General features: G+C 65.7%; 23 protein-coding genes. 12 read left to right on the forward strand and 11 right to left on the reverse strand.

Annotated elements, in window-relative coordinates; translation table 11 throughout:
• Positions 1-41: 41 nt before the first annotated feature.
• The 3 genes from deoA to EJB06_RS13660 all read left to right on the forward strand — a co-directional run bounded on the left by deoA (position 42) and on the right by EJB06_RS13660 (position 3167).
• Positions 42-1364, forward strand: coding sequence for a thymidine phosphorylase (gene deoA, locus EJB06_RS13650; RefSeq protein WP_126074568.1), 1323 nt, complete (start codon positions 42-44; stop codon positions 1362-1364).
• A gap of 126 nt (positions 1365-1490) precedes the next feature.
• Entirely contained in the window at positions 1491-1895 is a 405-nt protein-coding gene (locus EJB06_RS13655; RefSeq protein ID WP_126074569.1) for a cytidine deaminase, read from the forward strand.
• Between the two features lie 3 nt (positions 1896-1898).
• Positions 1899-3167, forward strand: a complete 1269-nt coding sequence (locus EJB06_RS13660; protein ID WP_126074570.1) for a nucleoside deaminase — start codon at positions 1899-1901, stop codon at positions 3165-3167.
• Here EJB06_RS13660 and EJB06_RS13665 read toward each other — a convergent pair.
• The 7 genes from EJB06_RS13665 to EJB06_RS13695 form a co-directional block, all read right to left on the reverse strand.
• Positions 3154-3546, reverse strand: a complete 393-nt coding sequence (locus tag EJB06_RS13665; protein WP_126074571.1) for a VOC family protein — start codon at positions 3544-3546, stop codon at positions 3154-3156. The two genes, EJB06_RS13660 and EJB06_RS13665, sit on opposite strands and share 14 nt — an antisense overlap.
• A 22-nt stretch (positions 3547-3568) precedes the next feature.
• The gene (locus EJB06_RS13670) at positions 3569-4000 is read right to left on the reverse strand and encodes a VOC family protein (protein WP_126074572.1); all 432 of its coding nucleotides are present in this window, start codon (positions 3998-4000) and stop codon (positions 3569-3571) included.
• Between the two features lie 69 nt (positions 4001-4069).
• Positions 4070-4828, reverse strand: a complete 759-nt coding sequence (locus tag EJB06_RS13675) for a LytR/AlgR family response regulator transcription factor (RefSeq protein WP_126074573.1) — start codon at positions 4826-4828, stop codon at positions 4070-4072.
• Position 4829: 1 nt separating this feature from the next.
• The gene (locus EJB06_RS13680) at positions 4830-5708 is read right to left on the reverse strand and encodes a sensor histidine kinase (protein WP_307720450.1); all 879 of its coding nucleotides are present in this window, start codon (positions 5706-5708) and stop codon (positions 4830-4832) included.
• Positions 5709-5727: 19 nt separating this feature from the next.
• The gene (locus tag EJB06_RS13685) at positions 5728-6009 is read right to left on the reverse strand and encodes a hypothetical protein (RefSeq protein ID WP_126074575.1); all 282 of its coding nucleotides are present in this window, start codon (positions 6007-6009) and stop codon (positions 5728-5730) included.
• 288 nt (positions 6010-6297) lie between these two features.
• Entirely contained in the window at positions 6298-7038 is a 741-nt protein-coding gene (locus EJB06_RS13690) for a carbon-nitrogen hydrolase family protein (protein ID WP_198420828.1), read from the reverse strand.
• Positions 7038-7592, reverse strand: coding sequence for a GNAT family N-acetyltransferase (locus EJB06_RS13695; RefSeq protein ID WP_126074576.1), 555 nt, complete (start codon positions 7590-7592; stop codon positions 7038-7040). Before EJB06_RS13695 ends, EJB06_RS13690 begins: the two co-directional genes overlap by 1 nt.
• A 206-nt stretch (positions 7593-7798) precedes the next feature.
• Here EJB06_RS13695 and EJB06_RS13700 point away from each other — a divergent pair, with 206 nt between their 5' ends.
• Positions 7799-8296, forward strand: coding sequence for a hypothetical protein (locus EJB06_RS13700; RefSeq protein WP_126074577.1), 498 nt, complete (start codon positions 7799-7801; stop codon positions 8294-8296).
• A gap of 29 nt (positions 8297-8325) precedes the next feature.
• Here EJB06_RS13700 and EJB06_RS13705 read toward each other — a convergent pair whose 3' ends face one another.
• Genes EJB06_RS13705 through EJB06_RS13715 form a run of 3 tightly spaced genes read right to left on the reverse strand, consistent with a single transcriptional unit; the run spans position 8326 to position 11160 of the window.
• A complete protein-coding gene (locus EJB06_RS13705; protein ID WP_164557909.1) occupies positions 8326-8982 on the reverse strand; it encodes an SIMPL domain-containing protein in 657 nt (218 codons plus the stop codon).
• Between the two features lie 22 nt (positions 8983-9004).
• Entirely contained in the window at positions 9005-9685 is a 681-nt protein-coding gene (locus EJB06_RS13710) for a TetR/AcrR family transcriptional regulator (RefSeq protein WP_126074579.1), read from the reverse strand.
• 8 nt (positions 9686-9693) lie between these two features.
• Entirely contained in the window at positions 9694-11160 is a 1467-nt protein-coding gene (locus EJB06_RS13715; protein WP_229427063.1) for an aminotransferase-like domain-containing protein, read from the reverse strand.
• Positions 11161-11333: 173 nt separating this feature from the next.
• On the opposite strand from EJB06_RS13715, the gene aptA reads away from it, so the two are divergent.
• From aptA to EJB06_RS13755, 8 genes are all read left to right on the forward strand, one after another.
• Positions 11334-12650 carry an omega-aminotransferase AptA gene (gene aptA, locus EJB06_RS13720; RefSeq protein ID WP_126074580.1) on the forward strand — a complete coding sequence of 439 codons (1317 nt, stop codon included), beginning with the start codon at positions 11334-11336 and terminating at the stop codon, positions 12648-12650.
• 4 nt (positions 12651-12654) lie between these two features.
• A complete protein-coding gene (locus tag EJB06_RS13725; RefSeq protein ID WP_126074581.1) occupies positions 12655-14169 on the forward strand; it encodes a CoA-acylating methylmalonate-semialdehyde dehydrogenase in 1515 nt (504 codons plus the stop codon).
• Between the two features lie 133 nt (positions 14170-14302).
• Positions 14303-15676, forward strand: coding sequence for an NAD(P)-dependent oxidoreductase (locus EJB06_RS13730; protein WP_126074582.1), 1374 nt, complete (start codon positions 14303-14305; stop codon positions 15674-15676).
• Positions 15669-16946, forward strand: coding sequence for an NAD-dependent dihydropyrimidine dehydrogenase subunit PreA (gene preA / locus EJB06_RS13735; RefSeq protein ID WP_126074583.1), 1278 nt, complete (start codon positions 15669-15671; stop codon positions 16944-16946). Before EJB06_RS13730 ends, preA begins: the two co-directional genes overlap by 8 nt.
• Before the next feature lie 69 nt (positions 16947-17015).
• Complete coding sequence (locus tag EJB06_RS13740) at positions 17016-18497, forward strand: NCS1 family nucleobase:cation symporter-1 (protein WP_126074584.1); 1482 nt, start codon at positions 17016-17018, stop codon at positions 18495-18497.
• Between the two features lie 28 nt (positions 18498-18525).
• Positions 18526-19917: a dihydropyrimidinase gene (hydA, locus tag EJB06_RS13745; RefSeq protein ID WP_126074585.1), complete on the forward strand. Its 1392-nt coding sequence runs from the start codon at positions 18526-18528 to the stop codon at positions 19915-19917.
• A gap of 32 nt (positions 19918-19949) precedes the next feature.
• On the forward strand, positions 19950-21191 hold the full coding sequence (locus tag EJB06_RS13750) for a Zn-dependent hydrolase (protein ID WP_126074586.1): 1242 nt from the start codon (positions 19950-19952) through the stop codon (positions 21189-21191).
• 111 nt (positions 21192-21302) lie between these two features.
• A complete protein-coding gene (locus EJB06_RS13755) occupies positions 21303-22463 on the forward strand; it encodes a zinc-dependent alcohol dehydrogenase (protein WP_126074587.1) in 1161 nt (386 codons plus the stop codon).
• Here EJB06_RS13755 and EJB06_RS13760 read toward each other — a convergent pair.
• Entirely contained in the window at positions 22460-24211 is a 1752-nt protein-coding gene (locus tag EJB06_RS13760) for an allantoate amidohydrolase (RefSeq protein ID WP_126074588.1), read from the reverse strand. The two genes, EJB06_RS13755 and EJB06_RS13760, sit on opposite strands and share 4 nt — an antisense overlap.
• Positions 24212-24219 lie beyond the last annotated feature (8 nt).

The raw sequence follows: 24219 nt of genomic DNA on the forward strand, positions 1-24219 counted from the left end.
GCCTGCGGTCCGGGAAAAAACAACACAAGTAAAGGCAGCACATGTTCTTAAATCAGGAAATCATCCGCAAAAAACGCGATGGCGGAGCTCTCTCGGCTGAAGAGATCCAGTTCTTCGTGCGCGGCATCACCGACGGCAGCGTCACCGAAGGCCAGATCGCGGCACTCGCGATGGCGGTCTTCTTCAACGACATGAACATGGACGAGCGCGTGGCCTTCACCCTGGCCATGCGCGACTCCGGCCAGGTCATGGAATGGCGTTCGCTGAACCTGCCCGGCCCCGTGGTCGACAAGCACTCGACCGGCGGCGTGGGCGACGTGGTCTCGCTGATGCTCGGACCGATGATCGCGGCCTGCGGCGGCTTCGTGCCGATGATCTCCGGCCGCGGCCTGGGCCACACCGGCGGCACGCTCGACAAGTTCGATTCGATTCCCGGCTACTGCACGGTGCCGGACCCGGAACTGTTCCGCACCGTCGTCAAGGACGTGGGCGTGGCCATCATCGGCCAGACCGCGCAGCTGGCGCCGTCGGACAAGCGCTTCTACAGCATCCGCGACACCACGGCGACGGTCGAATCGGTGGCCATGATCACCGGCTCGATCCTGTCGAAGAAGCTCTCCGCCGGGCTCGATGCGCTGGTCATGGACGTCAAGGTCGGCACCGGCGCCTTCATGCCGAGCTACGACAAGTCGGTCGAACTGGCCGAGAGCATTGTCGCTGTCGGTAACGGCGCGGGCACGCGGACCTCGGCCCTGCTGACCGAGATGAACGAGTCGCTCGGCCCGGTGGCCGGCAACGCGCTGGAAGTGCGCCTGGCGATGGATTACCTGACCGGCCGTTCGCGTCCGGCGCGCCTGCACGAAGTGACGATGGCGCTGTGCGCCGAGATGCTGGTGCTGGGCAAGCTGGCCGCCAACGAAGCCGACGCCCGCGCCAAGCTGCAGGCGGGCCTGGATTCCGGCGAAGCGGCCGAGCGCTTTTCGCGCATGGTCGCGGCGCTGGGCGGCCCGGCCGATCTGGTCGAGCGTCCGGATGCGTATCTGGAAAAGGCGCCGATCGTGGTGCCGGTACCGGCGCTGCAGGCCGGCTTTGCGACGGCGACCGATTGCCGTGGCCTGGGCCTGGCGGTGGTCAGCCTGGGCGGCGGACGCCGTCGTCCGGAAGACGCGATCGACTTTGCGGTTGGCTTGACTGAGCTGGTGGAACTGGGCGACGCGATTGCGGTCGGCCAGCCGCTGGCGATGGTGCACGCGCGCACGCAGGCTGCGGCCGAACAGGCGGTGCGCGAGGTGCAGGCTGCGTACAAGGTTGGCGATAGCAAGCCGGCTGCGAATCCGATCATTTACCGCACGATCCGCCCATAGATCGTCGCACCCGCGCAGGCGGGTGCCCAGGTTCGTTCCGGAGCTGATGGCTGCGAAGCAAACCTGGGTACCCGCCCTGGGCGGGGACGACGGTTTTCAGGATGTGGGAGTGAACAAGGAACACCCATGAAATACGAAAAACTCATCACCGAAGCCACCGCAGCCCGTCTGCTGGCCTACACCCCGTACTCGAACTTCCAGGTCGGCGCCGCCCTCGAATGCAAGGACGGCCGCATCTTCCGTGGCTGTAACATCGAAAACGCGTCCTACGGCTTGTGCAACTGCGCCGAGCGCACCGCCTTCTTCAGCGCGCTCGCGCACGGCTACAAGCCGGGCGACTTCACCGCGCTGGCCGTGATCGGCCAGACCGACGGCCCCATCGCCCCCTGCGGCGCCTGCCGCCAGGTGATCCTGGAATTGGGCGGCAACGACCTGCCGATCGTGCTGACCAACCTCCATGGCGACATTCTCGAAACGACGGCGGCCGGCCAGCTGCCGAACGCGTTCGGCGGCTGGGACCTGAAGAAGTAAGCTTTGAAAAAAACCATCGACGTACAGGCCGCGGTTGCCCTTGCGGCAAACGAGGCCATCGCCGCCAGGACCCAGGGAAGCTTCGGGGTCGGCGGCGTGCTGCTCGACCAGCATGGCAACGTGCTCAAGTCGCTGCAGAACAATGTGGTGCGCGAAGGCCTGATCTTCGACCCGACCGCGCACGGCGAGCGCCAGTTGATCGACTGGTATTTCGCCGAACGCGCCAAGGGCCGCGCGCTCCCGCCGCCCGAGGAAGTCACCCTCGTCACCTCGCTCGACCCCTGCGCCATGTGCACCGGGGCGATCCTGTCCGCCGGTTTCAACGTGGTTGTCGCCGCGCGCGATGCCAATGCCGGCATCAACTACGACGCCAGTTTTTCGTTCGCCTGCCTGCCCGCCGGCCTCAGAAGCCAGGCCGAAGCGAGCTTCTTTTACCCGGCCGTGAAAGGCGCATCGCAGTTCGCGCGCGACAGCGCCGGCGCCGCGCCCAAGTCCTTCTTCATCGGCAAGACGATTGCCGAAGCCACGCAGGCGCTTTGCTCGCTGGTGTTCGAAGCGACCTCCGAAAAGGTCCAGGCGCTGCTCACCAGCGACCCGCCGCGCGCGCAGTTGAAAGACCCGGCGCAACTCGCGCCCGACCATCCGCTGGTACGCCAGCTCAAGACCCTGTACCCGGACGCGCTGGCCTATCGCTGCGCGCCGCACCGGCCCGATGCCGGGCTGGCCCCTTACCTGCGCGCGGCCATGGAGCGCGACCGCCGGCAGGGCGGGGAGGGCGATGCCGTGGCCCTGCTCGACTCCTTCGGCAACCTGCTGCTGTGCTCGCCGGGCCGGCGCGCGCTGTCGGCGATCTGCACGGCGTTCATGGAATGCACGCGCCAGTACGCGCAGCTGCGCTACACGCTGATGCAGGGCCTGGACGCAGCCGCGCAGGCCGAGGTGCGCCAGTACCTCGCCCATCCGCGCGACGGCACCTTTGTCTTCGCGCGCGGGCCGGACGCCAGCGCGCAGAGCTATATGAACCTGGGCGCCTACGGTTCGACCATGGAAGGGCCGCTGCCGGCCGATAACCCGGCGCAGTTCCAGTACGTGACGGCGGCGCTGGACGACGCCGGCCTGGCGGCAATCTGCGCACACATGCCGCCGCTGTACCGCGACGTCATCCGCATCCGCCCGCGCCAGGTGGCCGATTCCGCGCTGGTGGCGGCCCTGCCGGCGCCCGAGTCGCAGCCGACCATGCAGCCGACCCCGCAGCCGACTACGCTGCCGTGATATCGGCCTGCATCATCCCGAAGATATTCCCGTCCGGGTCCTTGACGTAAGCGAGCCAGCCGATGCCCGGCACCGCCATCTTGGGCACGCATACCACGCCATGCGGCGAGCCCGATTCGGCTTTCGCCAGCGAGGCGTCGATGTCTTCCACGTCGACCGTGATGACGAAGGCGTTGACGGCGGCCTGGCTCTCGGGCAAGGGCCCGCGGCGCGGCAGCAGGCCGCCGTTGATGCCAGGCTGGTCTTCCGGTCCGGTGTGCACCATCCAGTAGTCGCCGCCCTCCCATTTGTTGAAGGTCCAGCCGAACAGGCGCTGGTAAAAGTCGATCATGGCCTGCGGGTCGGATGCCTGGATTTCGAAGTGGACTGCACGTGACATGGTGTGCTCCTCGATGGCTGCTTTATTCGAAGGGGTCGTAGGTGCCAAAGGTCCAGACGTGGCCCTCCAGGTCGCGGCAGGTGAAGCTGCGCCCGCCGTAGTCTTCGTCCTTGATGTCCATGACGATTGGCGCGCGCGCCGACAGCACGCGGTCGTAGACGGCGTCCGCGTCTTCCACCACCACGCAGATGGTCTGGGTCTGTGCGCCGCCGATCTCGTCGGGTTGCTTCATCAGTTTGCTGTATTCGGAGTCGATGGCGGAGGTCGATCCGAGCATCACCATGCCGTTGCCGAACGATAATTGCGCGTGCAGGATGGTGTTGTTGTCGCCGGGGACGACGAGTTGCTTCTGGAAACCAAAATGATGGCAGAGCCAGTCGATGGCGGCCGGCGCGTCGCGGTAGCGCAGGCAGGGGATGACGTTGGCGCGGGTTTGCTTGGGGGTTGCTGACATGTTCCTTCTCCTGGACAGGTGATCGGAAAAGCAGGGTATATGGTACTGGATTATCGCCGCCCCGGGTTTTTACATTTGCTGGAACAGGTGCGCGTGATTGCGGCTCACTTCGAGCAGCGCCGGGTGGTTGCGCACCCTGAGCATCTGGCGTCCGCGATCGTCGCGGGTGACCTCGGCAATGGCGTCCACGCGCACCAGGGTGGAACGGTGGATGCGCCAGAATTCGTCGGGATCGAGTTCGTCGGCCAGCTCCTTGAGCGTCTTGCGGATCAACAGTTGCGCCTGCGCCGTCTGCACCAGCGTGTACTTGTCGTCGGACTGGAAGAACAGGATTTCGCGCGTGCTGATCATGCGCAGGTTGCTGCCCACCTGGGCCTGGATCCAGCGCAGGTAGGCGGGCTTTCTGGCTTCGCCCTGCTGCAGGATTTGGGTCAGCTGGCGCAGTTGTTCGCCGATGTTTTCCGGCGCGCGGGTCAGGCGCGTGCGCAGCCGCTCGCACGTTACGCGCAGGCGCTCGGCCACCACCGGCTTGAGCAGGTAATCCATGGCGCCCTGTTCGAAGGCGTCCAGCGCGTACTGGTCGTAGGCGGTCACGAACACGATGTGGCAGCGGTTGTACAACTGGCGCGCCGCTTCGATGCCGCCCTGGCCCGGCATGCGGATGTCGAGGAAGACGATGTCCGGCCGGTGCCGGTCGGCCATGCTGACGGCATCGAGGCCGTTGGCCGCTTCGCCGGCGATGACCAGGTCCGGCCAGACCTCGGCCAGGCGCGCGCGCAGCTGGTCGCGCATGGGGGATTCGTCGTCGACGATCAGTGCACTGGCCATCTCAGCGAGTCTCCTGCATGGAATAAGGTATCCGCAGCGACGCCAGCGCGCCGCCCTCGGGGGGCATTTCGATCACCAGTTCGGCACGCGCGCCGAACAGCAGGAACAGGCGTTCGCGAATGTTCGCCAGCCCCACGCCGCCTTCGCCCGCGTGCATGCAGAATCCCGCGCCATTATCGCGCACATCGACGTGCATGGTGTCGTCCACCAGGCGCGCGCTGACGTCGATGCGCCCGCCCTCGATCTTCGGCTCCAGCCCGTGCTTGATGGCGTTTTCGATCAGGATTTGCAGCATCATCGGCGGGAAGGGCGTGTGTTCGAGGTGCGCGGGCACGTCGAAGCCGACCGCGAGCCGCTCCTTCATGCGCGCCTGCATGATGGCCAGGTAGGCGCGCGACAGCTGCACCTGGCGCCCCAGCGTGCCGCCGCCTGCCGCGCGCATCTGCGGCAGGGTCGAACGCAGGTAGTCGATCAGGTGCATGTGGATGCGCGCCGCCTGCGGCGGGTCGGTTTCGATCAGCTGGCCGATCAGGGCCAGGGTATTGAACAGGAAGTGCGGCTCGACCTGCGCCTGCAGGGTCGCCATCTGCGCTTCCAGCAGGCGCCGTTCGAGCACGGCGACGCTGGCTTCGGCGGTCGCTTCGCGCGCGACCAGTTCGGCCTTGCGCTTGCCGCCGGCGAGCACTTTCACGCCGTACGAGATGATGATGTACCAGATCGCCGGTTCGGGCAGGGTCAGCGCCAGGCCGAAGGCCATGGCCAGGAACCAGGTGATGAACAGCTGGCGCCATTCCACTACGGCAAGCCAGTCGAAGAAGTTCCACCATAACACTGTGGCTTGCGCGAGGGAATCGCGCAGGAAATCCATGACCTTGTTCAACTGGCTTGCCTTCACGCTGTTACTCGCCGTCGGCCTTGACCGGGGTGTAGGGCGTGGCCGGGCCGCGCGTGGCGCGGTCGGTCAGGTAGCCGTTGACCAGTTTGACGGCCATGAACAGGACGAACAGGGTGAGCACCAGCGGAACGATGGTCAGCAGCAGGGCCAGGCCCACAGCGCCGAGCAGCAGGGTCGGCCAGGACATGGTCGAAATGGCGCCGACCGCGTACCTGGCTGCCTTGACCAGGGTGCGGCCGAGGTCTTCCAGGCTGGCAAAAAAGGACGTAAAGGCAGGGTTGTTCATGTGCTTCTCCAGGGGAGGGTTGTCGATGGAGAGACTGTAGCAAGGGCGGCGAAATTGCTCTACCGTTGTCCGACGAAGTGCGCAAAACGGGGGCTGACTGGCCCCAAGCGGCGATAAGCGGGCCGCACGCCTAAGTACTCGCCCAGAAATAAATGTGTTTTTGGCTGCCAGAACCGGCGCGTTGCTGCGTTGGCTCCTGCTTGCAGTGCTCGCACTGCCGCGCACTCGCCGCCTTGCACCGCATCCGTTTCTGTTTGCCAAAACTCACATTTATTTCCGGTCAAGTACTTAGCGCAGCGGGACCACCCTGCCGCCATCGTCGTCGGCGATCACCAGCAGCTCGCCCGGCCCCGGCGCGGCGACGATCAGCCGGCCGCCGCGCGCCCAGATCGCGCTGCGGCCGGCGCTCTCGTAGCCGCCCGACGCATGCGCGTGATTGGCCATCAATACGCCCATGCCGAACAGCTTTGCGTAGCCGGCCAGCTGGGCGCTATCCTTGTCGTAGCCGCCGTTCGATATCAGCGAGCCGGCCGCGTACAGCGCGGCCCCGGCCACCGCCGCCGCGTGCGCGTGCTGCTGCTGGGCGGTGTCGGCGCAGATCGCCAGCGCCACCTTGCTGCCGCGCACATCGTGCAACTGGCTGATGGCGCTGCCGGCCTTGACGTGCCGTTCTTCGCCCGCGTGCAGGAAGTGCTTGCGGTAGGCCGACGTGCGCCCGTCGGCATGGAAGGTGATCGCGCCGATGCCGGGCAGGGCATCGGCGTTGGCCAGCGGCGCGCCGACCACCAGCGTCATCTTGGCGTCGGTGGCGCGCTCGCGCAGGGGCGCCAGCAGGGCGTCGTCGGCCTTGAGCGCGCAGGCGGCCATGCCGGCCAGCTCGTAGCCGCACAGCGACAGCTCGGGGAACACCAGCAACTGCACGCCTTCCCGGGCGGCGGCGTCGATGAAGGCCAGGTGGTGCGCCACGTTGGCCGCGATGTCGAGCGGCGCCGCTGCGCATTGGGCGGCCGCGTAGCGCAGGCCGGCCATCAGCGCGCCTCCCAGCCGCGCCGCAGCAGGCCGTAATACTCGGTGTCGCAGATCTCGCCGTTGACGATCCAGCGTTCCGGCATATAGCCCTCTTTTTGAAAGCCCATGCGCAGCAGCAGCCTGGCCGAGGCCAGGTTGCGCGGGTCGATATCGGCTTCGATGCGGTTCATGTTCATTTCCTTGAACAGGTAGTCGAGCGTGGCGCGCATCGCTTCGCTCAGGTAGCCCTTGCCCCAGAAGGCGCTGGCCAGCGCGTAGCCGATCTCGCAGCGCCGGTTCTGCGCATGGAAGGCGTGCGGGTTGATGGTGCCGATCAGCTTGCCCGTCTCGCGCAGGATCAGCCCAAGCTGCATGCTGCTGCCGTTGCCGTAGCCGTCCAGCGCGCGCGCAATCGCCGCGTCGCCCTGGGACGGGTCGGTCCAGGCGGTGCCGCTGAAGTAGCGCATCACCGCCGGGTCGGCGTGGATGGTGTACAGCGCCTGGGTGTCGCTGGCGTGCAGGAAGCGCAGGGTCAGGCGCTCGGTCTGCAAGGTGACGGGGAGAATTTCTGGCATGGGGCGCTCTGGCAGATTGGTCGATTGACAAGAATACACGAATGCGGCGAATCGGGCCTGCGCAGGCCTCATCTCGCGGCATTGATTCTTTCTCCTCGACAAAAATAGCACGACCTGATCCCACGCGCACCCAAGGCATGGTCCTACTCGTTTAGACAGCTGGCAATGTAAGAATGTCTGTTCGATAAGTTCATCAGGAGACAGTCATGAAAACCAGGATCGCGATGTCCCTCGTCGCCCTCATGATCGGCGGCGCGGCATGGGCGCAAACCCAGGGCGGCACCAGCGGCGCGGCCACCACCCAGTCCAGCGCCACGAATACGGGAACGGCCGCGCGCGGCGATGTGACCCGGGCCAATCCGGACAGGCAGAGTCGTAACCGCACTCCGGCTCCGCAGAACCGCGACAAGTCGCTGGAAGAGCGCGACGTGGCCAACGACCTGCGCGACAGCAGCACCAACACCAGTACGGCGAACACCGCGGCGCGCGATGCGGACCGCTCGTCGACCGGCGGCGGCACCGAGATGCGCGGTTCGTCCGGCACCAGCGGGATGACCGGCAGCGGCGCTCCCAACAGCACCGGGACGAAAAGCGCCAACGAAGCGGCGAGGAATGGCGATGTGCCGATATCGGGCAATCGCCCACGCGGCATGAACAGTACGGGACCGGTCGACGACAAGTCGGCCGTGCAGCCGATCCGCTGAGCGCAAGTGGGCGGCAGCGCCAGGTAGCGCTAGGCGGCTGCGATGCCGAAGCGCACCCGGTAGCGTAGTGTGCTGACGCGTTTTGCCCCTTCCAGTTCGACGTAGACGGGTTGGTCGTCGGCCATCGGCGGCCCCCCGGCCGCCCGCATCCCGCCGAAGCCCCAATCGTCGCCGCCGCAGGCTCCAAGCTCCTCGATCTGGTTGACGCGCGACAGTCTGACCTTCGCTTCCATGGCAATGAGCTCGGCCTTTTTGCGCGCATTCGCGATCGCGGCGGTGTGCGCGGCCGAGCGCGCGTCGTCGGAAGACTCGAACTGCGGCGCCAGCATGGACACGCTCAGGGTATAGCGCTGGTGTTCGAAAATCGGCTGCAACGCATCGAGCGCGCCATACAGGCGCTTGGCCTCGGAACACGCGATCAGGATGCGGAAGCTGCGCTCCTGTCCCGGCTTGGCCTTCTTCCAGAACCACGGCTGCCAGATGGCGCTGCCGCCTTCGCTCATTTCTTGCGGCGCGATGCCCGAGCTTTTGAGTACGCGGATGCAGTCGTCGCGCAGCGCGCCCGCTTCGCTGATGGCGTTGTCGGTCGTGGTGGCACGCACCGAGATCGACAGGTCGGCACGGTAGGTATTTACCTGTTCGACCAGCGCCGACTCGCCGGTGACTTCTATGTATGAATCGATCATGATGTTCTTATGCGGCTGTGTTTCAGCGATCATACGCGATCGGTGCGGGCGCCGTGTCGGTAATGGCCACCGCCGCCAGCACCATGTGCGTGATCATGGCTTCGGCGTCGTCGAAGTCCTTGCGCGCGAGCTGTTTGCGGTTCAGCACCAGCGCCATCTGCGCCGAAAAGTCGGCGTACGACTGCGTCATGGCCCAGATCGCGAACAGCAGGTGGGTGGCGTTGATCGGACCGATGCGGCCCTGTGCGATCCAGCGTTCGAACACCTCGATATCCTTGCGCAGCAGCGGCACCACGCGGCTCTGGATCTGCTGCCCGTACAGCTGCGCGCCGCCGATCACTTCCATCGCGTACACGCGCGAGGCCCACGGCTGTTCGCGCGAAAAGCGCAGCTTGGCCTGGATGTACGCGCGCAGCATGTCGCGCGGTTCCTGGCCCGGATCGGCCAGGGTGGCCATGCGCGCCAGCCAATCGTCCAGTACCCCGTCGAGCACGCGCTCGTACAGCGCCTGCTTGGTCGGAAAATAGTACATCAGGTTCTGCTTCGACAGGCCGGCCTGCTCGGCGATGGTGGCGATCGAGGCGCCTTCGTAGCCGCATTCGGCGAACACGCGCACGGCCACGCCGGTGATGTCGGCTTCGAGCTTGTCGCGGTTGAGGATGCGGCGTTTGACGGCGGGTGTGCGCGGAACGGTGGCGGCCATGGCGATTCTCAGCGTAGCGATTGCAGGAAGCCGATCAACGCGGGCGCATCGGCGGCATACGCCACGTTGAAGCGGAACCAGATGCTCGGGGACGGGCGCAGCATGAAAAATTCGTAAGGCGAGAGCAAGATCCCGGCGCGCAGCGCGCGGTCGGCGATGGCCTTGCCGTTAAATTCCGGCGTCGGTGCGATGGGCCAGCCGGCGCTGACGAACATGCCGCCGCGCGGCCGCGCCAGCGGCTCCATGCCGGCCTCCAGCAGGCGTTCGATGGTGCGCTCGCGCCCCGAGCGCAGTTGATCGGTCAGGCGCTCCACCATGCGCCTGTAGGGACGCGCCGAGATCGCGTGGTACACCGCGCGCTCGTTGATCTCGGACGTGGTCAGCCCGGTCAGCATCTTCACGCGCAGCAGTTCGGGAATCAGCGAGTTCGATGCGCAGATCGAGCCGACCCGCAGCACCGGCGAGAGCGTCTTGGAAAAGCTGCCGACCCGGATCACGCGCCGCAAGCCGTCCATGGCGGCCAGCGAGGCGTCGCCGCCGGCGGCCAGTTCGCGGTAGATGTCGTCTTCCACCAGCCAGAAGTCGAACTGCTCGGCGGCCAGCAGCAGGCGGTGCGCCTGCGCCTGCGTGAGCGAGGTGCCGAGCGGATTTTGCAGCACGGTGTTGACGAACATGAGCTTGGGCTGGGTGCTTGCCGCCTGCGCCATCAACGCTTCCATATCCAGCCCGTCCGGTCCGCGCGGGATGCCGACCGCAATGCAGCCGTGATGGCGGATCAGCGAGAGCAGGTTGCTGTAGCCCGGGTCTTCGACAAATACCGTGTCGCCCGGCTTGGTCAGGGTGCGCAGGATCAGGTCGAAGGCGTGGGTGGCGCCGTTGGTCAGCAGGATCTGGTCGGGCGTGACGGCGAACAGTTCTTCGCCCAGCGATGAGGCCATGTGCTGGCGCAGGGTGGGAAAGCCGAGCGGATGGCCGTAGCCGCGCAGGCGGCTGGCCGGAATCTTCATGGCGTGGCGCACCGCGTCGAGCACCGTGTCGTCGCCGTACCATTCCGGGGGCAGCCAGCCGGCGCCCACCGGCAGCGCGTCCGAGACGCCGGAATACAGGTCGGGGGTGAGGGCGTCGATGGCGGCGGGCGTGGGCTGCAGCGCCAGTTGCTGCGGCGCGCTGGCGGCCTCGCTGCGCGCCACGAAAAAGCCCGAGCCGCGCCGCGAACTCAATAGCCCCAGGGTGAGCAGGCGGTCGTAGGACTCCACCACCGTGAAGGTGCTCACCCCGTTACACTTTGCGAAACGTCGAACCGAGGGCATCTTGGTGCCCACCCGCAGTTCGCGCCGGTTTACCATCAGCGCGATGGCCGCCACGATCTGGTCGACCAGGCCGCCGCGCTTGCTGCGCTCGATCGACAGCACCGGCCAGCCATCCCCGCAATTGCCAGGAGGCATGTCCTCACGCGGAATGTCGCTGTCATCCATCCAGATTTCCTTTGCTGCGATGCCGCAAACTGTATTGTTTGCGCTACCGATACGGTTGGCGGGTTTTGCGATTTGTGTATATGTGCCATAGTTGATCTGCTGACTATTATTGCATCATCATTTTGCCAACTGGTAAATTATTTTTTTGGTTGTAAAAATTCTTGGAGAGTCGCATGAACGAATCCAGACCCGCGTCGATGTCCTCGTTTTGGATGCCATTTACCAATAATCGCGATTTCAAAGCCAACCCGCGCCTGCTGGTATCGGCCGAGGGAATGTACTACAAGGATGTCGACGGCAATACCGTGCTCGACGGCACCGCCGGCCTGTGGTGCGTGCCGTGCGGGCACAATCAGCCGAAGATCGTGGCCGCCGTGCGCGAGATGGTCGGCCAGCTCGACTTCGCACCCACGTTCCAGATGGGCCATCCGGCCGCCTTCGACCTGGCCGAAAAACTGATGGACTATACCGGCCGCCGGTTCGGCCACGTCTTCTACACCAACTCCGGCTCGGAGGCGGTCGATACCGCGCTGAAGATGGCGCTGGCCTACCACCGCGCGCGCGGCGAAGCGGGGCGCACGCGCCTGATCGGGCGCGAGCGCGGTTACCACGGCGTCGGCTTCGGCGGCATTTCGGTGGGCGGCATCGGCGGCAACCGGCGCACCTTCGGGCCGCTGCTGCCGGGTGTCGACCACCTGCCGCACACGCACAACCTGGACAAGAACGCGTACTCGCGCGGCGAGCCGGAACACGGCGCCAACCTGGCCGATGAACTGGAACGCATCGTCGCGCTGCACGACGCCTCGACCATCGCCGCCGTGATCGTGGAACCGGTGGCCGGGTCCACCGGCGTGCTGGTTCCGCCCAAAGGGTATCTGAAACGCCTGCGCGAACTGTGCACCAAGCACGGCATCCTGCTCATTTTCGATGAAGTCATCACCGGCTTCGGGCGCCTGACCACGCCGTTCGCGTTCGACTATTTCGACGTGGTGCCGGACATGGTCACCTGCGCCAAGGGCCTCACCAACGGCATGGTGCCGATGGGCGCGGTGTTTACCAGGCAGCATATCCACGACGCCTTCATGGACGGCCCGGCCGGCATCGAGCTATTCCACGGCTACACCTATTCGGGCCATCCGCTGGCCTGCGCCGCCGCGCTGGCGACCCTGGACGTCTTCGAAGAACAGAAGATCCTCGACAACGCCAAGGCCGTGCAGGAGTACTGGACCGACGCGGTGCATTCGCTCAAGGGCCTGCCGCACGTGATCGATATCCGCACGATCGGGCTGGTGGCCGGCATCGAGCTCGCGCCCATCGACGGCAAGCCGGGCGCGCGCGCGTTCGGCGCCTTTAAGAAGGCCTTCGCCGAGGGCGTGTTGATCCGCACGACGGGCGACATCATCGCCCTGTCGCCGCCGCTGGTGCTGGAGAAGAAGCACATCGACGAGTTGTTCGGCAAGCTGGCAACCATCCTCAAGAACCTGGACTGACCTTATGAGCACTCTCGAGACGCAGTTGGACACCATCACCCATTACATCAACGGCGCCAAGGTCGATACGGCCAGCGGCCGTTACGCCGATGTCTTCAATCCCGCCATGGGCGCGCCCTGCGCGCGCGTGGCGCTGGGGACGGCGGACGATGTGGATGCCGCAGTCGCCGCGGCGGCCGCGGCGTTTCCCTCATGGTCCGCCACGCCGCCGCTGACGCGCGCGCGGGTCCTTTTCAAGTACCTGCAGTTATGCCAGGCGCATACCGACGAATTTGCGGCCATGCTCACGCGCGAACATGGCAAGACGTTTTCGGACGCGCAGGGCGAAGTGGCGCGCGGGATCGAGATGGTGGAATTCGCGGTCGGGATTCCGCAACTGCTCAAGGGCGAATTCACCGACCAGATTTCGCGCGGGATCGACGCCTGGTCGATGCGCCAGGCGCTCGGCGTGGTGGCGGGGATTACGCCGTTCAACTTCCCGGTGATGGTGCCGATGTGGATGTTCCCGGTGGCGATCGCCTGCGGCAATACCTTCGTGCTCAAGCCGTCGGAGCGCGATCCCTCTGCCTCGCTGCTGCACGCGCAGCTGCTCAAGGAAGCCGGCCTGCCGGACGGTGTGTTCAACGTGGTCCAGGGCGACAAGGTCACTGTCGACGCGCTGCTCGATCATCCCGAGGTGCAGGCGGTCAGCTTTGTCGGCTCGACCCCGATCGCCGAATACATCTACGCGCGCGGCAGCGCCGCCGGCAAGCGGGTGCAGGCGCTGGGCGGGGCCAAGAATCACATGGTGGTCATGCCGGACGCCGACATGGAGATGGCGACCGATGCCCTGATCGGCGCCGCCTTCGGTTCGGCCGGGGAGCGCTGCATGGCGATCTCGGTGGTGGTGGCGGTGGGCGACGCCGGCGACAAGCTGACTGGCGCGCTGGGCCAGCGCACCGCCGCGCTCAAGATCCGCGACGGCATGGCGCATGACGCCGAAATGGGGCCGGTGGTCAGCGCGGCGGCCAAGGAGCGCATCGAGCGCCTGATCGGCGAGGGCGTGGAGCAGGGCGCGACCCTGCTGGTCGATGGCCGCAACTGCAAGGTGCCGGAGCGCGAGAACGGCTTCTTCGTGGGCGGAACCCTGTTCGACCACGTGACGCCCGATATGACGATCTACAAGGAGGAGATTTTCGGGCCGGTGCTGTGCGTGCTGCGCGCGCCGGATGTGGCGACGGCGGTCAATCTGATCAACGCGAACGAATACGGCAACGGCGTGGCGATCTACACGCGCGACGGCGGCACGGCGCGCGAGTTCGTGCGCCAGATCCAGGTCGGCATGGTGGGGGTGAACGTGCCGCTGCCGGTGCCGATGGCGTTCAACAGTTTCGGCGGCTGGAAGCGCAGCATGTTCGGCGACCACCATGCGTATGGTCCCGAAGGCGTGCGCTTCTACACGCGGCACAAGGCGGTGATGCAGCGCTGGCCGAACACGGCGAGTGCTGGCGTGGAATTTGCTTTTCCACAGATGAAGTAAAAAGCACCTGAAGCGGGTGATGCGTACGGTTAGCTGATGCGCCGTCGCCCCCGCCTGCGCGGGGGCGACGGATCTCGAGGCACCGGGTATTCCCGCAAGGGGTAGGTGAACTTATAAAAACAGGGATGTAAACATGATCGAATCTCTCAAACACCTGCCGCATGCGGCCAGCTCCGGCACCGCACTGGCCGAACAGTTCACCGATCTGGCGCCGGCGCTGACCAGCCGCCAGGCCGCCATCGAAAGCGCGCGCTGCCTGTACTGCTACGACGCGCCGTGCACCCGCAGTTGCCCGTCCGGGATCGACGTGGCCAGCTTTATCCGCAATATCCACGACCAGAACATCAACGGCGCGGCGGCCGGCATCCTCAAGCAGAACATCCTGGGCGGCAGCTGCGCCCGCGTATGCCCGACCGAGATCCTGTGCGAAGACGCCTGCGTGCGCAATCACGATGAGGAAGGCCAGCCCGTCAAGATCGGCCTGTTGCAGCGCCACGCCCTCGATCACGCCTCCTTCAAATCCTATCCCTTCCAGCGCGCCGAGCGCACCGGCAAGAAGATCGCGGTGGTCGGCGCCGGCCCCGCCGGCCTGTCGTGCGCGCACCGCCTGGCCATGCTGGGCAACGACGTCGTCATCTACGAGGCGCGCGCCAAGTCCGGCGGCCTGAACGAATACGGCATCGCCAGGTACAAGCTGACCGGCGACTTCGCCCAGCGCGAGGTGGAGTTCCTGCTCAGTATCGGCGGCATCGAGGTGCGCCACGGCTGCATCCTCGGGGTGAACCTGCACCTGCACGAACTGCACACGCAGTACGACGCCGTGTTCCTCGGCCTGGGCCTGAACGCCAGCCGCCAGCTCGGACTGACGGGAGAAGACGCCCCCGGCCTGATGGCGGCGGTCGACTACATCGCCGACCTGCGCCAGGCCACCGACCTGACGGCGCTGCCGGTGCCGAAGCGCGCCATCGTCATCGGCGCCGGCAATACGGCGATCGACATGGCGGTGCAGATCAAGCGCCTCGGCGCGGAGGACGTGACCCTGGTGTACCGGCGCGGTGCGGAGTCGATGAGCGCGACGCACCACGAACAGGATATCGCCAAGGCCAATATGGTGCGCATCCGCACCTGGGCGGCGCCTCTCGAAGTGCTGCTCGACGATGCCGGCCGCGTGCGCGGGATGCGCTTCGAAGAGACGCGCATGGACGGCGGCCGCCTTGCCGGCACCGGCGCCTTTATCGAGATCGCGGCCGATGCCGTGTTCAAGGCGATCGGCCAGAGCATGGACCCGGTGGGGCTGTCGGACGAGATGGCGCAGCAGATCACGCGCGAGGGCGACAAGATCCATGTCGATGCGCAGTTCCGCACGGCGCTGACGGGGATTTACGCGGGCGGCGATTGCGTCGCGCCGGGGCAGGACTTGACGGTTCAGGCGGTCCAGCATGGCAAGCTGGCGGCGATGGCCATTCACAATGACATCCAATTCAAGCTGGAGGCTTCCCATGGCTGACCTGAGCATCGAATTTTGCGGCATCAAGTCCCCCAATCCGTTCTGGCTGGCGTCCGCGCCGCCGACCGACAAGGCCTACAACGTGGTGCGCGCCTTCGAGGCGGGGTGGGGCGGGGTGGTCTGGAAGACGCTCGGCGAAGACCCGGCCGCCGTCAACGTGTCGTCGCGCTATTCGGCCTTGTACGGCAAGAACCGCGAGGTGATCGGCTTCAATAACATCGAGCTCATTACCGACCGCTCGCTGGAGATCAACCTGCGCGAGATCACGCAGGTGAAGAAGGACTGGCCCGACCGCGCCATGATCGTCTCGCTCATGCTGCCCTGCGAAGAAGCGCTGTGGGCCGAGATCCTGCCCAAGGTCGAGGCGACCGGCGCGGACGGCATCGAGCTCAATTTCGGCTGCCCGCACGGCATGCCGGAACGCGGCATGGGCGCTGCCGTGGGGCAGGTGCCCGAGTACGTGGAGATGGTCACGCGCTGGTGCAAGACCTATTCGAAGCTGCCGGTGATCGTCAAGCTCACGCCGAACATCACCGACGTGCGCAAACCGGCGCGCGCGGCCAAGGCGGGTGGCGCCGATGCGGTGTCGCTGATTAACACGATCAACTCGATCACGCACCTGGACCTGGACCGCATGGTGGCGCTGCCCATCGTCGGCAACGCGAGCACGCACGGCGGCTACTGCGGCGCGGCGGTCAAGCCGATCGCGCTGAACATGGTGGCCGAGATTGCGCGCGATCCGGAAACGCGCGGCTTGCCGATTTCGGGCATCGGCGGGATCGGCAACTGGCGCGATGCGGCCGAATTCATCGCCCTGGGCGCCGGATCGGTGCAGGTGTGCACCGCCGCGATGCTGCACGGCTTCCGCATCGTGGAGGAGATGAAGGACGGCCTGTCGCGCTGGATGGACGAGAAGGGCTACACGAGCATCGCCGAGTTTTCGGGCAAGGCGGTGCCCAACACCACGGACTGGAAATACCTGGACATGAACTACCAGGTGATCGCGCAGATCGACCAGGACAAATGCATCAAGTGCGGCAAATGCTATGTGGCGTGCGAGGATACGTCGCACCAGTCGATCGCGCAGTTGATCGACGCGGCGGGCGTGCGCAGGTACGAAGTGATCGAGTCCGAGTGCGTCGGGTGTAATCTGTGCGAGATAACCTGCCCGGTGGAGGCCTGCATCACGATGGTGCCGCAGGAGACCGGCAAGGCGTACATGAACTGGACCCAGGATCCGCGTAATCCGAGGGCCGAAGTGCCTGGCTAGCCCTTGAACCGTCGTTCCCGCCGTCGCGGGAACGACGCAGTCCGCGTCACCAAATTGGAGAACACCACTGTGAGCAACGACCTGTCCGCCAACACCCAGCTCTGGAACGACGATCTCGCGCCCACCTCCGCCGCGCAGCGCACCTGGCGCTGGTACCATTTCGCCGCCCTGTGGGTCGGGATGGTCATGTGCATCCCGGCGTACACGCTGTCGGCCAGCCTGATCGAAGGCGGCATGTCGGGCTACCAGGCGGTGCTGACGGTCTTCATCGCCAACGCCATCGTGCTGCTGCCCATGCTGCTGATCGGGCACGCCGGGACCAAATACGGGATTCCCTACGCGGTCCTGGCGCGCGCCTCGTTCGGCACCACCGGCGCGCGCATTCCGGCCCTGATGCGGGCGATTGTCGCCTGCGGCTGGTACGGTATCCAGACCTGGTTCGGCGGCAGCATGATCTATACCCTGCTGGGCGTGATGATGGGGGGCGACATCGGCGGTGCAAAGATCGCGGGCCTGGGCATCAACGGCATGCAGTTGCTGTGCTTTCTCGCGTTCTGGGCGATCCAGTTCTATTACATCGTGCACGGCATGGAGTCGATCCGCAAACTCGAAACCTGGACCGCGCCGCTCAAGATCCTGATCTGCTTCGTGCTGCTTGGCTGGGTCTACAACAAGGCGGGCGGCTTCGGGCCGCTGCTCGAACAGCCGTCCCAGTTCGTCGAAGGCGGGAAGAAGGCCGGCCAGTTCTGGTCCACTTTCTGGCCGTCGCTGACCGCCATGGTGGGCTTCTGGGCCACGCTGGCGCTCAACATTCCCGACTTCACGCGCTTCGCCAGGACCCAGCGCGACCAGATCGTCGGCCAGTCGGTCGGCCTGCCGCTGCCAATGGGCTTGCTGGCGGCGCTGGCGGTGATCGTGACCTCGGCCACCGTGGTCCTGTACGGCAAGGCGATCTGGGACCCGGTCGACCTGGCCAGCCGCATGACCGGCGCCGCCGTGCTGATCGCACTGATCGTGCTGCTGGTCGATACCGTCAGCGTCAACCTGGCCGCCAACCTGGTCGGCCCGGCCTACGATTTCTCGTCGCTGGCGCCGAAGCACATCAGCTACCGCACCGGCGGCTACATCACCGCCGGCATCGCGCTGGTGATGATGCCCTGGAAGATACTCGAATCGACAGAGGGCTATATCTTCACCTGGCTGATCGGCTACTCGGCCCTGCTCGGACCGATCGCCGGCATCATGATCGTCGATTACTACTTCGTCCGCAAAACCGAACTCGATGTGGCCCACCTGTACCGCGACGATGGCGTCTACTCGTACGGAAGCGGCTGGAACGCGGCCGCGACGGTCGCCTTCGTGGCCGGCGTGGCGCCGAACATTCCCGGCTTCCTGAACGCGGCGTTTCCGGCCTCGTTTCCGAACGTGGGCGAGGTGTTCAAGACACTGTATACCTACGCCTGGTTCGTCGGCATCGCCATTTCCGCAGTGGTGTACGGCGCGCTGATGAAGGGGAAGGCCGTCCCGACCCTCAGCGCCGTCCGTCCCTGAATATCCGTTTGCCTTACAGGAGAGATTTATGACCACGATTATCCGCGGCGGCACGGTCGTCAACGCAGACCGCGCCTTCCGCGCCGATGTGCTGTGCTACGGCGACAAGATCGTCGCCGTCGGCGAGCAGCTCGATGCGCCGCCGAATGCGACAGTGATCGACGCCAGCGGCCAGTACGTCATGCCGGGCGGGATCGACACCCACACCCACATGCAGCTGCCGTTCATGGGCACCGTGACGGCCGACGACTTCTTTACCGGCACCGCCGCCGGCCTCGCGGGCGGCACCACGACGATCATGGACTTCGTCATCCCGAACCCGCAGCAGTCCTTGCTGGAGGCTTACCACATGTGGCGCGGCTGGGCCGCCAAGTCGGCCGGCGACTACACCTTTCACGTCGCGGTGACGTGGTGGAGCGACAAGGTGCACGAAGAGATGGGCGTGCTGGTGCGCGATCATGGGGTAAACAGCTTCAAGCACTTCATGGCGTACAAGAACGCCATCATGGCCGACGACGAAACGCTGGTGCGCAGCTTCACGCGCGCGCTGGAACTGGGCGCCATCCCGACCGTGCACGCGGAAAACGGCGAACTGGTTTTCCAGTTGCAGCAAGACCTGCTCAGGAAGGGCATCACCGGCCCGAGCGCGCATCCGCTCTCGCGTCCTCCCGAGGTGGAGGCGGAAGCGGCCAACCGCGCCATCGCGATTGCCAATGTACTCGGCACGCCGGTGTATATCGTGCACGTGTCGTGCGCCGAATCGCTGGACGCGATCGCGCGCGCGCGCGCCAAGGGCCAGCGCGTGTACGGCGAGGCGCTGGCCGGGCACCTGGTGATCGACGACAGCGTCTATCAGAGCGCCGACCTGGAATTCGCGCGCGGGCACGTGATGAGCCCACCGTTTCGCAGCAAGCACCACCAGGCGGCGCTGTGGCAGGGACTGCGCGGCGGGAACCTGCATACGACGGCGACCGATCACTGCACTTTCTGCGCCGAGCAGAAGGCGGCCGGACAGGACGACTTCACCAAGATTCCCAACGGCTGCGGCGGCGTGGAAGACCGCATGTCGGTGGTGTGGGATGCGGGTGTCAATTCGGGCATGCTGACGCCGTCCGAGTTCGTGCGCGTGACGTCGACGAATGCGGCGCAGATCTTCAATATGTATCCGCGCAAGGGCCTGGTCGCGGTTGGCGCGGATGCCGACCTGGTGGTGTGGGACCCGGAGGGCAGGCGCACCATTTCGGCAAGCACGCAGTTTGCCAAGGGCGGCTTCAACGTGTTCGAAGGGCGTACGGTGAAGGGTATCCCGTCGCATACCCTGCATGCGGGGAACCTGGTGTTTGCAAGGGGCGAGCTGCGCGCCGTCGAAGGGGCGGGACGGCATGTCGACCGGCCCGCGTTCACCCAAGTCCATGCCTGACCTGTCGTCGTCTGCCTTTTTTGGAGTGATCAATGAACGATCTGCGCATTAACGGCGAGCGCCTGTGGGCCTCGCTGATGGAACTGGCTAAAATCGGCGCCACGCCGAAAGGCGGCGTCAAGCGCCTCGCCCTCACGGACCTCGACAAGGAGGGCCGTGACCTGGTGGTCGGCTGGGCCAGGGAAGCGGGCCTGTCGGTCACGGTCGACCAGATCGGCAACGTCTTCATGCGCCGCGAAGGGCGCAATCCATCGCTGCCGCCGATCATGACCGGCAGCCATATCGACACCCAGCCGACCGGCGGCAAATTCGACGGCAACTACGGCGTGCTGGCCGGCCTGGAAGTGGTGCGCACCCTGAACGACCAGGGCATCGCGACCGAAGCGCCGCTCGAAGTGGCTTTCTGGACCAACGAGGAAGGCTCGCGCTTCGTGCCGGTGATGATGGGCTCGGGCGTGTTCTGCGGCGCCTTCAGCCTGGAGACCGCGTACGCCGCCAGGGACACCGAAGGCAAGAGCGTCAGGGACGAACTGGCGCGCATCGGCTACATGGGCGAGCAGGTGCCGGGCCGGCATCCGATCGGCGCCTATTTCGAGACGCATATCGAACAGGGGCCGGTGCTGGAAGACGCCGACAAGGTGATCGGCGTGGTGCCGGCCGTGATGGGATTGTCGTGGTACGACTGCGTCGTCAGCGGCATGGAGGCGCACGCCGGCCCCACGCCCATGGGCCTGCGCAAGGATGCGCTGCAGGTATCCACATACATCATGCAGGAGGTGGTGAAGATCGCCAACCGCTATCCGCCATACGGGCGCGGCACGGTCGGCATGGTGCAGGTGTTCCCGAACAGCCGCAACGTGATTCCGGGCGAGGTCAAATTCAGCATCGACCTGCGCAATGTGAACGATGAACTGCTCAACACCATGCACGAGGAGATGCTGGCGTTTATCGACAGGACGCGCAGCGATTCCGGGCTGGCGATCGCGATCGAGCGCGTGTCCTACTATCCGCCTTGCCCCTTCCATCCGGATTGCGTGGGGGCGGTGCGCGAAGCGACCGCAAAACTTGGCTACTCGACGATGGACGTGGTGTCCGGCGCCGGCCACGATGCCATCTACGCGGCCCGCCTGGCGCCGGCCGGGATGATTTTCGTGCCCTGCAAGGATGGCATCAGCCATAACGAAATCGAGGATGCACGGTCCGACCACCTGGAAGCGGGCTGCAATGTGTTGCTGCACGCCATGCTGGAACGCGCGAAGATCGTGTCCTCATAATTTCAGGGAGGAAATCGCGTCGGCATCCTCCTACCGGCACGGCGGTATTGTGCTGATTCGTGCATCGGAGTTTGCTTGCTAGGCTGTCCTTTTCCATGAGGAGGACAGTGTATGCGCGCTTTAACCTATCACGGCAGCAACGACGTCAAGGTTGACAACGTGCCCGATCCGATCTTGCAGGAGCTGGACGACGTCATCCTGAAAGTGACTGCCACCGCCATCTGCGGCTCCGACCTGCATATGTACCGCGGGAAGATCCCGGCCATGAAAAGCGGCGATATCCTGGGCCATGAATTCATGGGCGAAGTGGTCGACACAGGCCCCAACGTCACCAGGCTGCAGAAAGGCGACCGCGTGGTCGTGCCGTTCGTGATTGCGTGCGGCAGCTGTTTTTTCTGCGACATGGATCTGTATTCGGCGTGCGAGACCACCAATCCGGATCGCGGATCGATCATGAACAAGAAAAGCCTGCGCTCGGGCGCGGCGCTGTTCGGGTTCAGCCATCTGTATGGCGGCGTGCCGGGCGGGCAGGCCGAGTACGTGCGCGTGCCGAAGGCGAACGTGGGGCCGATCAAGATCCCGAAAAACCTGGCCGACGAGCAGGTGCTGTTCCTGAGCGATATCCTGCCGACCGGATACCAGGCGGTGCTCAATACCGGCGTGGGCGCGGGCGGCAGCCTGGCGATTTTCGGCGCCGGGCCGGTGGGACAGATGGCGGCGGCCAGTGCGCGCATGCTGGGCATCGAGAAGATCTTCATGGTCGACCACCACAAGTTCCGGCTCGATTTTGCGCAGAAAACCTATGGCGTCATTCCGATCAATTTCGATGATTGCGACGCGGCGGAATTCATCCTCGACCATACCGACGCGCGCGGGGTCGATGGCGTGGTGGAGGCGGTCGGCTTCGAAGCCAAGGGCAGCACGGTCGACACCGTGATGACCAACCTCAAACTCGAAGGCAGCAGCGGCAAGGCGCTGCGCCAGTGTATCGCGGCCGTGCGGCGCGGCGGCACGGTCAGCGTGCCGGGTTTGTACGCCGGCTTCATTCACGGCTTCCTGTTCGGCGATATCTTCGAAAAGGGCATCGGCATCAAGGCCGGCCAGACGCACGTGCAGAAGCACATGCCGGACCTGCTCAGGTTTATCGAGGAAGGCAAGCTGCATCCGAATGCGATCATCTCGCATCGCCTGAACCTGTCGCAGGCGGCCGAGGGCTACAGGATGTTCGATAAAAAAGAGGACGACTGCCGCAAGGTGGTGCTGACGCCCTAATCACGGGCGAGGCCGCGCAGGAAGTCGAGCAGCACCTGCGCCGCCATCTCGGCGTCGTCCGCCGTCATGGTCTCCAGCCGGTTATGGCTGATGCCGCCGTTGCCGCAGCGGGTGAACAGCATCGCCACATCGGCGATCTTTGCCATGGCCATCGCGTCGTGTCCGGCGCCCGAGGCCAGGTCGTAGCGCGGCAGGCCGGCGCGCTCGATGGCGTCGCCCAGCCGGTCCATCAGCGCCGGCGCGCACGGCGCGGCCGGTGCCGAGACGATCTGCTCGATCTGCACGTCCACGTGGCGGCGCCCGCAGATCGCCTCGATGCCGTCCAAAATCTCCTTGACCGCAGCATGACGCACGGCGTCGTCCGCCGCGCGGATGTCGAGCGACAGCTTGCAGTGCCCCGGAATCACATTCACCGATCCATTCGGCACCTGCAGCTGGCCGACGGTGCCCACCAGCGAACCCGCGCCGGTGCAGCGGCGCTCCACCAGCAGCACGATTTCCGCCGCCGCCGCCGCCGCATCCTTGCGCATGTTCATCGGCGTGGTGCCCGCGTGGCTGGCCAGTCCGGTCAGCTCGACCAGGTAGCGCGAGCTGCCGGCGATCGCCGTCACCACGCCCACCGCCAGGCCGCGCTCCAGCAGGACCGGTCCCTGTTCGATATGCACCTCGACAAAGCCCAGCAGATCGGCCGGATTGCGCGCGATGCCGGCAATCGCCGCCGGGTGATGGCCGGCCGCCCTCAGCGCCTCCAGCATGGTCACGCCGGCGGCGTCGGCCTGTTCCAGCTGCGCCATGTCGAACTGCCCGATGACCGCGTTACTGCCCAGGAAGGTGCTGCGAAAGCGCACTCCTTCTTCTTCCGCGAAGCCGATCACTTCGAGGTGACAGGGCAGGCGCTCGCCGCGTTCGTGCAGGTGGCGCACCACTGCAATCGGCAGCAGGATGCCAAGGCGGCCGTCGTACTTGCCGCCGTCGCGCACGGTGTCGTAGTGCGAGCCGGTCATCAGCGTCTTCGCCTGCGGGTCGTGCGCGAGGTAGCGCCCGACCACGTTGCCGACGGCGTCGATATGGGCTTCCATGCCGGCCTCGCGCATCCATTCGGCCAGTTGCGCGGCGGTGCGCTGGTGCACCGCGGTCATGTAGGAGCAGGTCAGGCCGTCGTCGGCTTCGCTCCATGCGCCGATGGTCTCGGCCCATTGCATCACGGTCGGGCCGAAGGCAAGCGTGAGTTCGAGCAGGTCGTTGATGCGCAGTTCGGCGATGCGGTGGATCTGGCGCAGGCTCTCGGCCATTTCGTCGGCGCGCTGGTTTTTCAGGCGCCGCGTGAAGGTCTCGATGATCGCGCTGCGCGTCAGGCCGTTGCCGTCCGGGCCCTTGACAGCCAGGATGAACGGAAAGCCGAAGCGCGCGTTGTAGTCGGCATTGAGCTTGTGCAGGGTCGCGTATTCTTCCGCGCTGCACAGGTTCAGGCCCGACCTGGCCTGTTCCTTGGTGGACTCCTGCGTCAGCTCGCCCGCGATGGCGGCCTTGCCGGCCAGTTCGGGGTGGGCGCGGATCAGGCCGAGCTGTTCGTCGACGCTGGCCTTGGTCACCGCCGTTTGCAGGGCGTACTTGAGCGCCGCGACGCTGGCAAACGGCCGTGCGGCCAATGCGCGTTCGGGAATCCAGGGCGAGTGTTCATAGATGCCGCGCAGGGTGTCGACAAAGGCCGCCGCATCGCAGCTGTTCAGATCCGTCAGTGTAGTCATGGTTATTC

The sequence above is a fragment of the Massilia atriviolacea genome (assembly GCF_003953935.1).
GTDB lineage: Bacteria > Pseudomonadota > Gammaproteobacteria > Burkholderiales > Burkholderiaceae_D > Telluria_A > Telluria_A atriviolacea.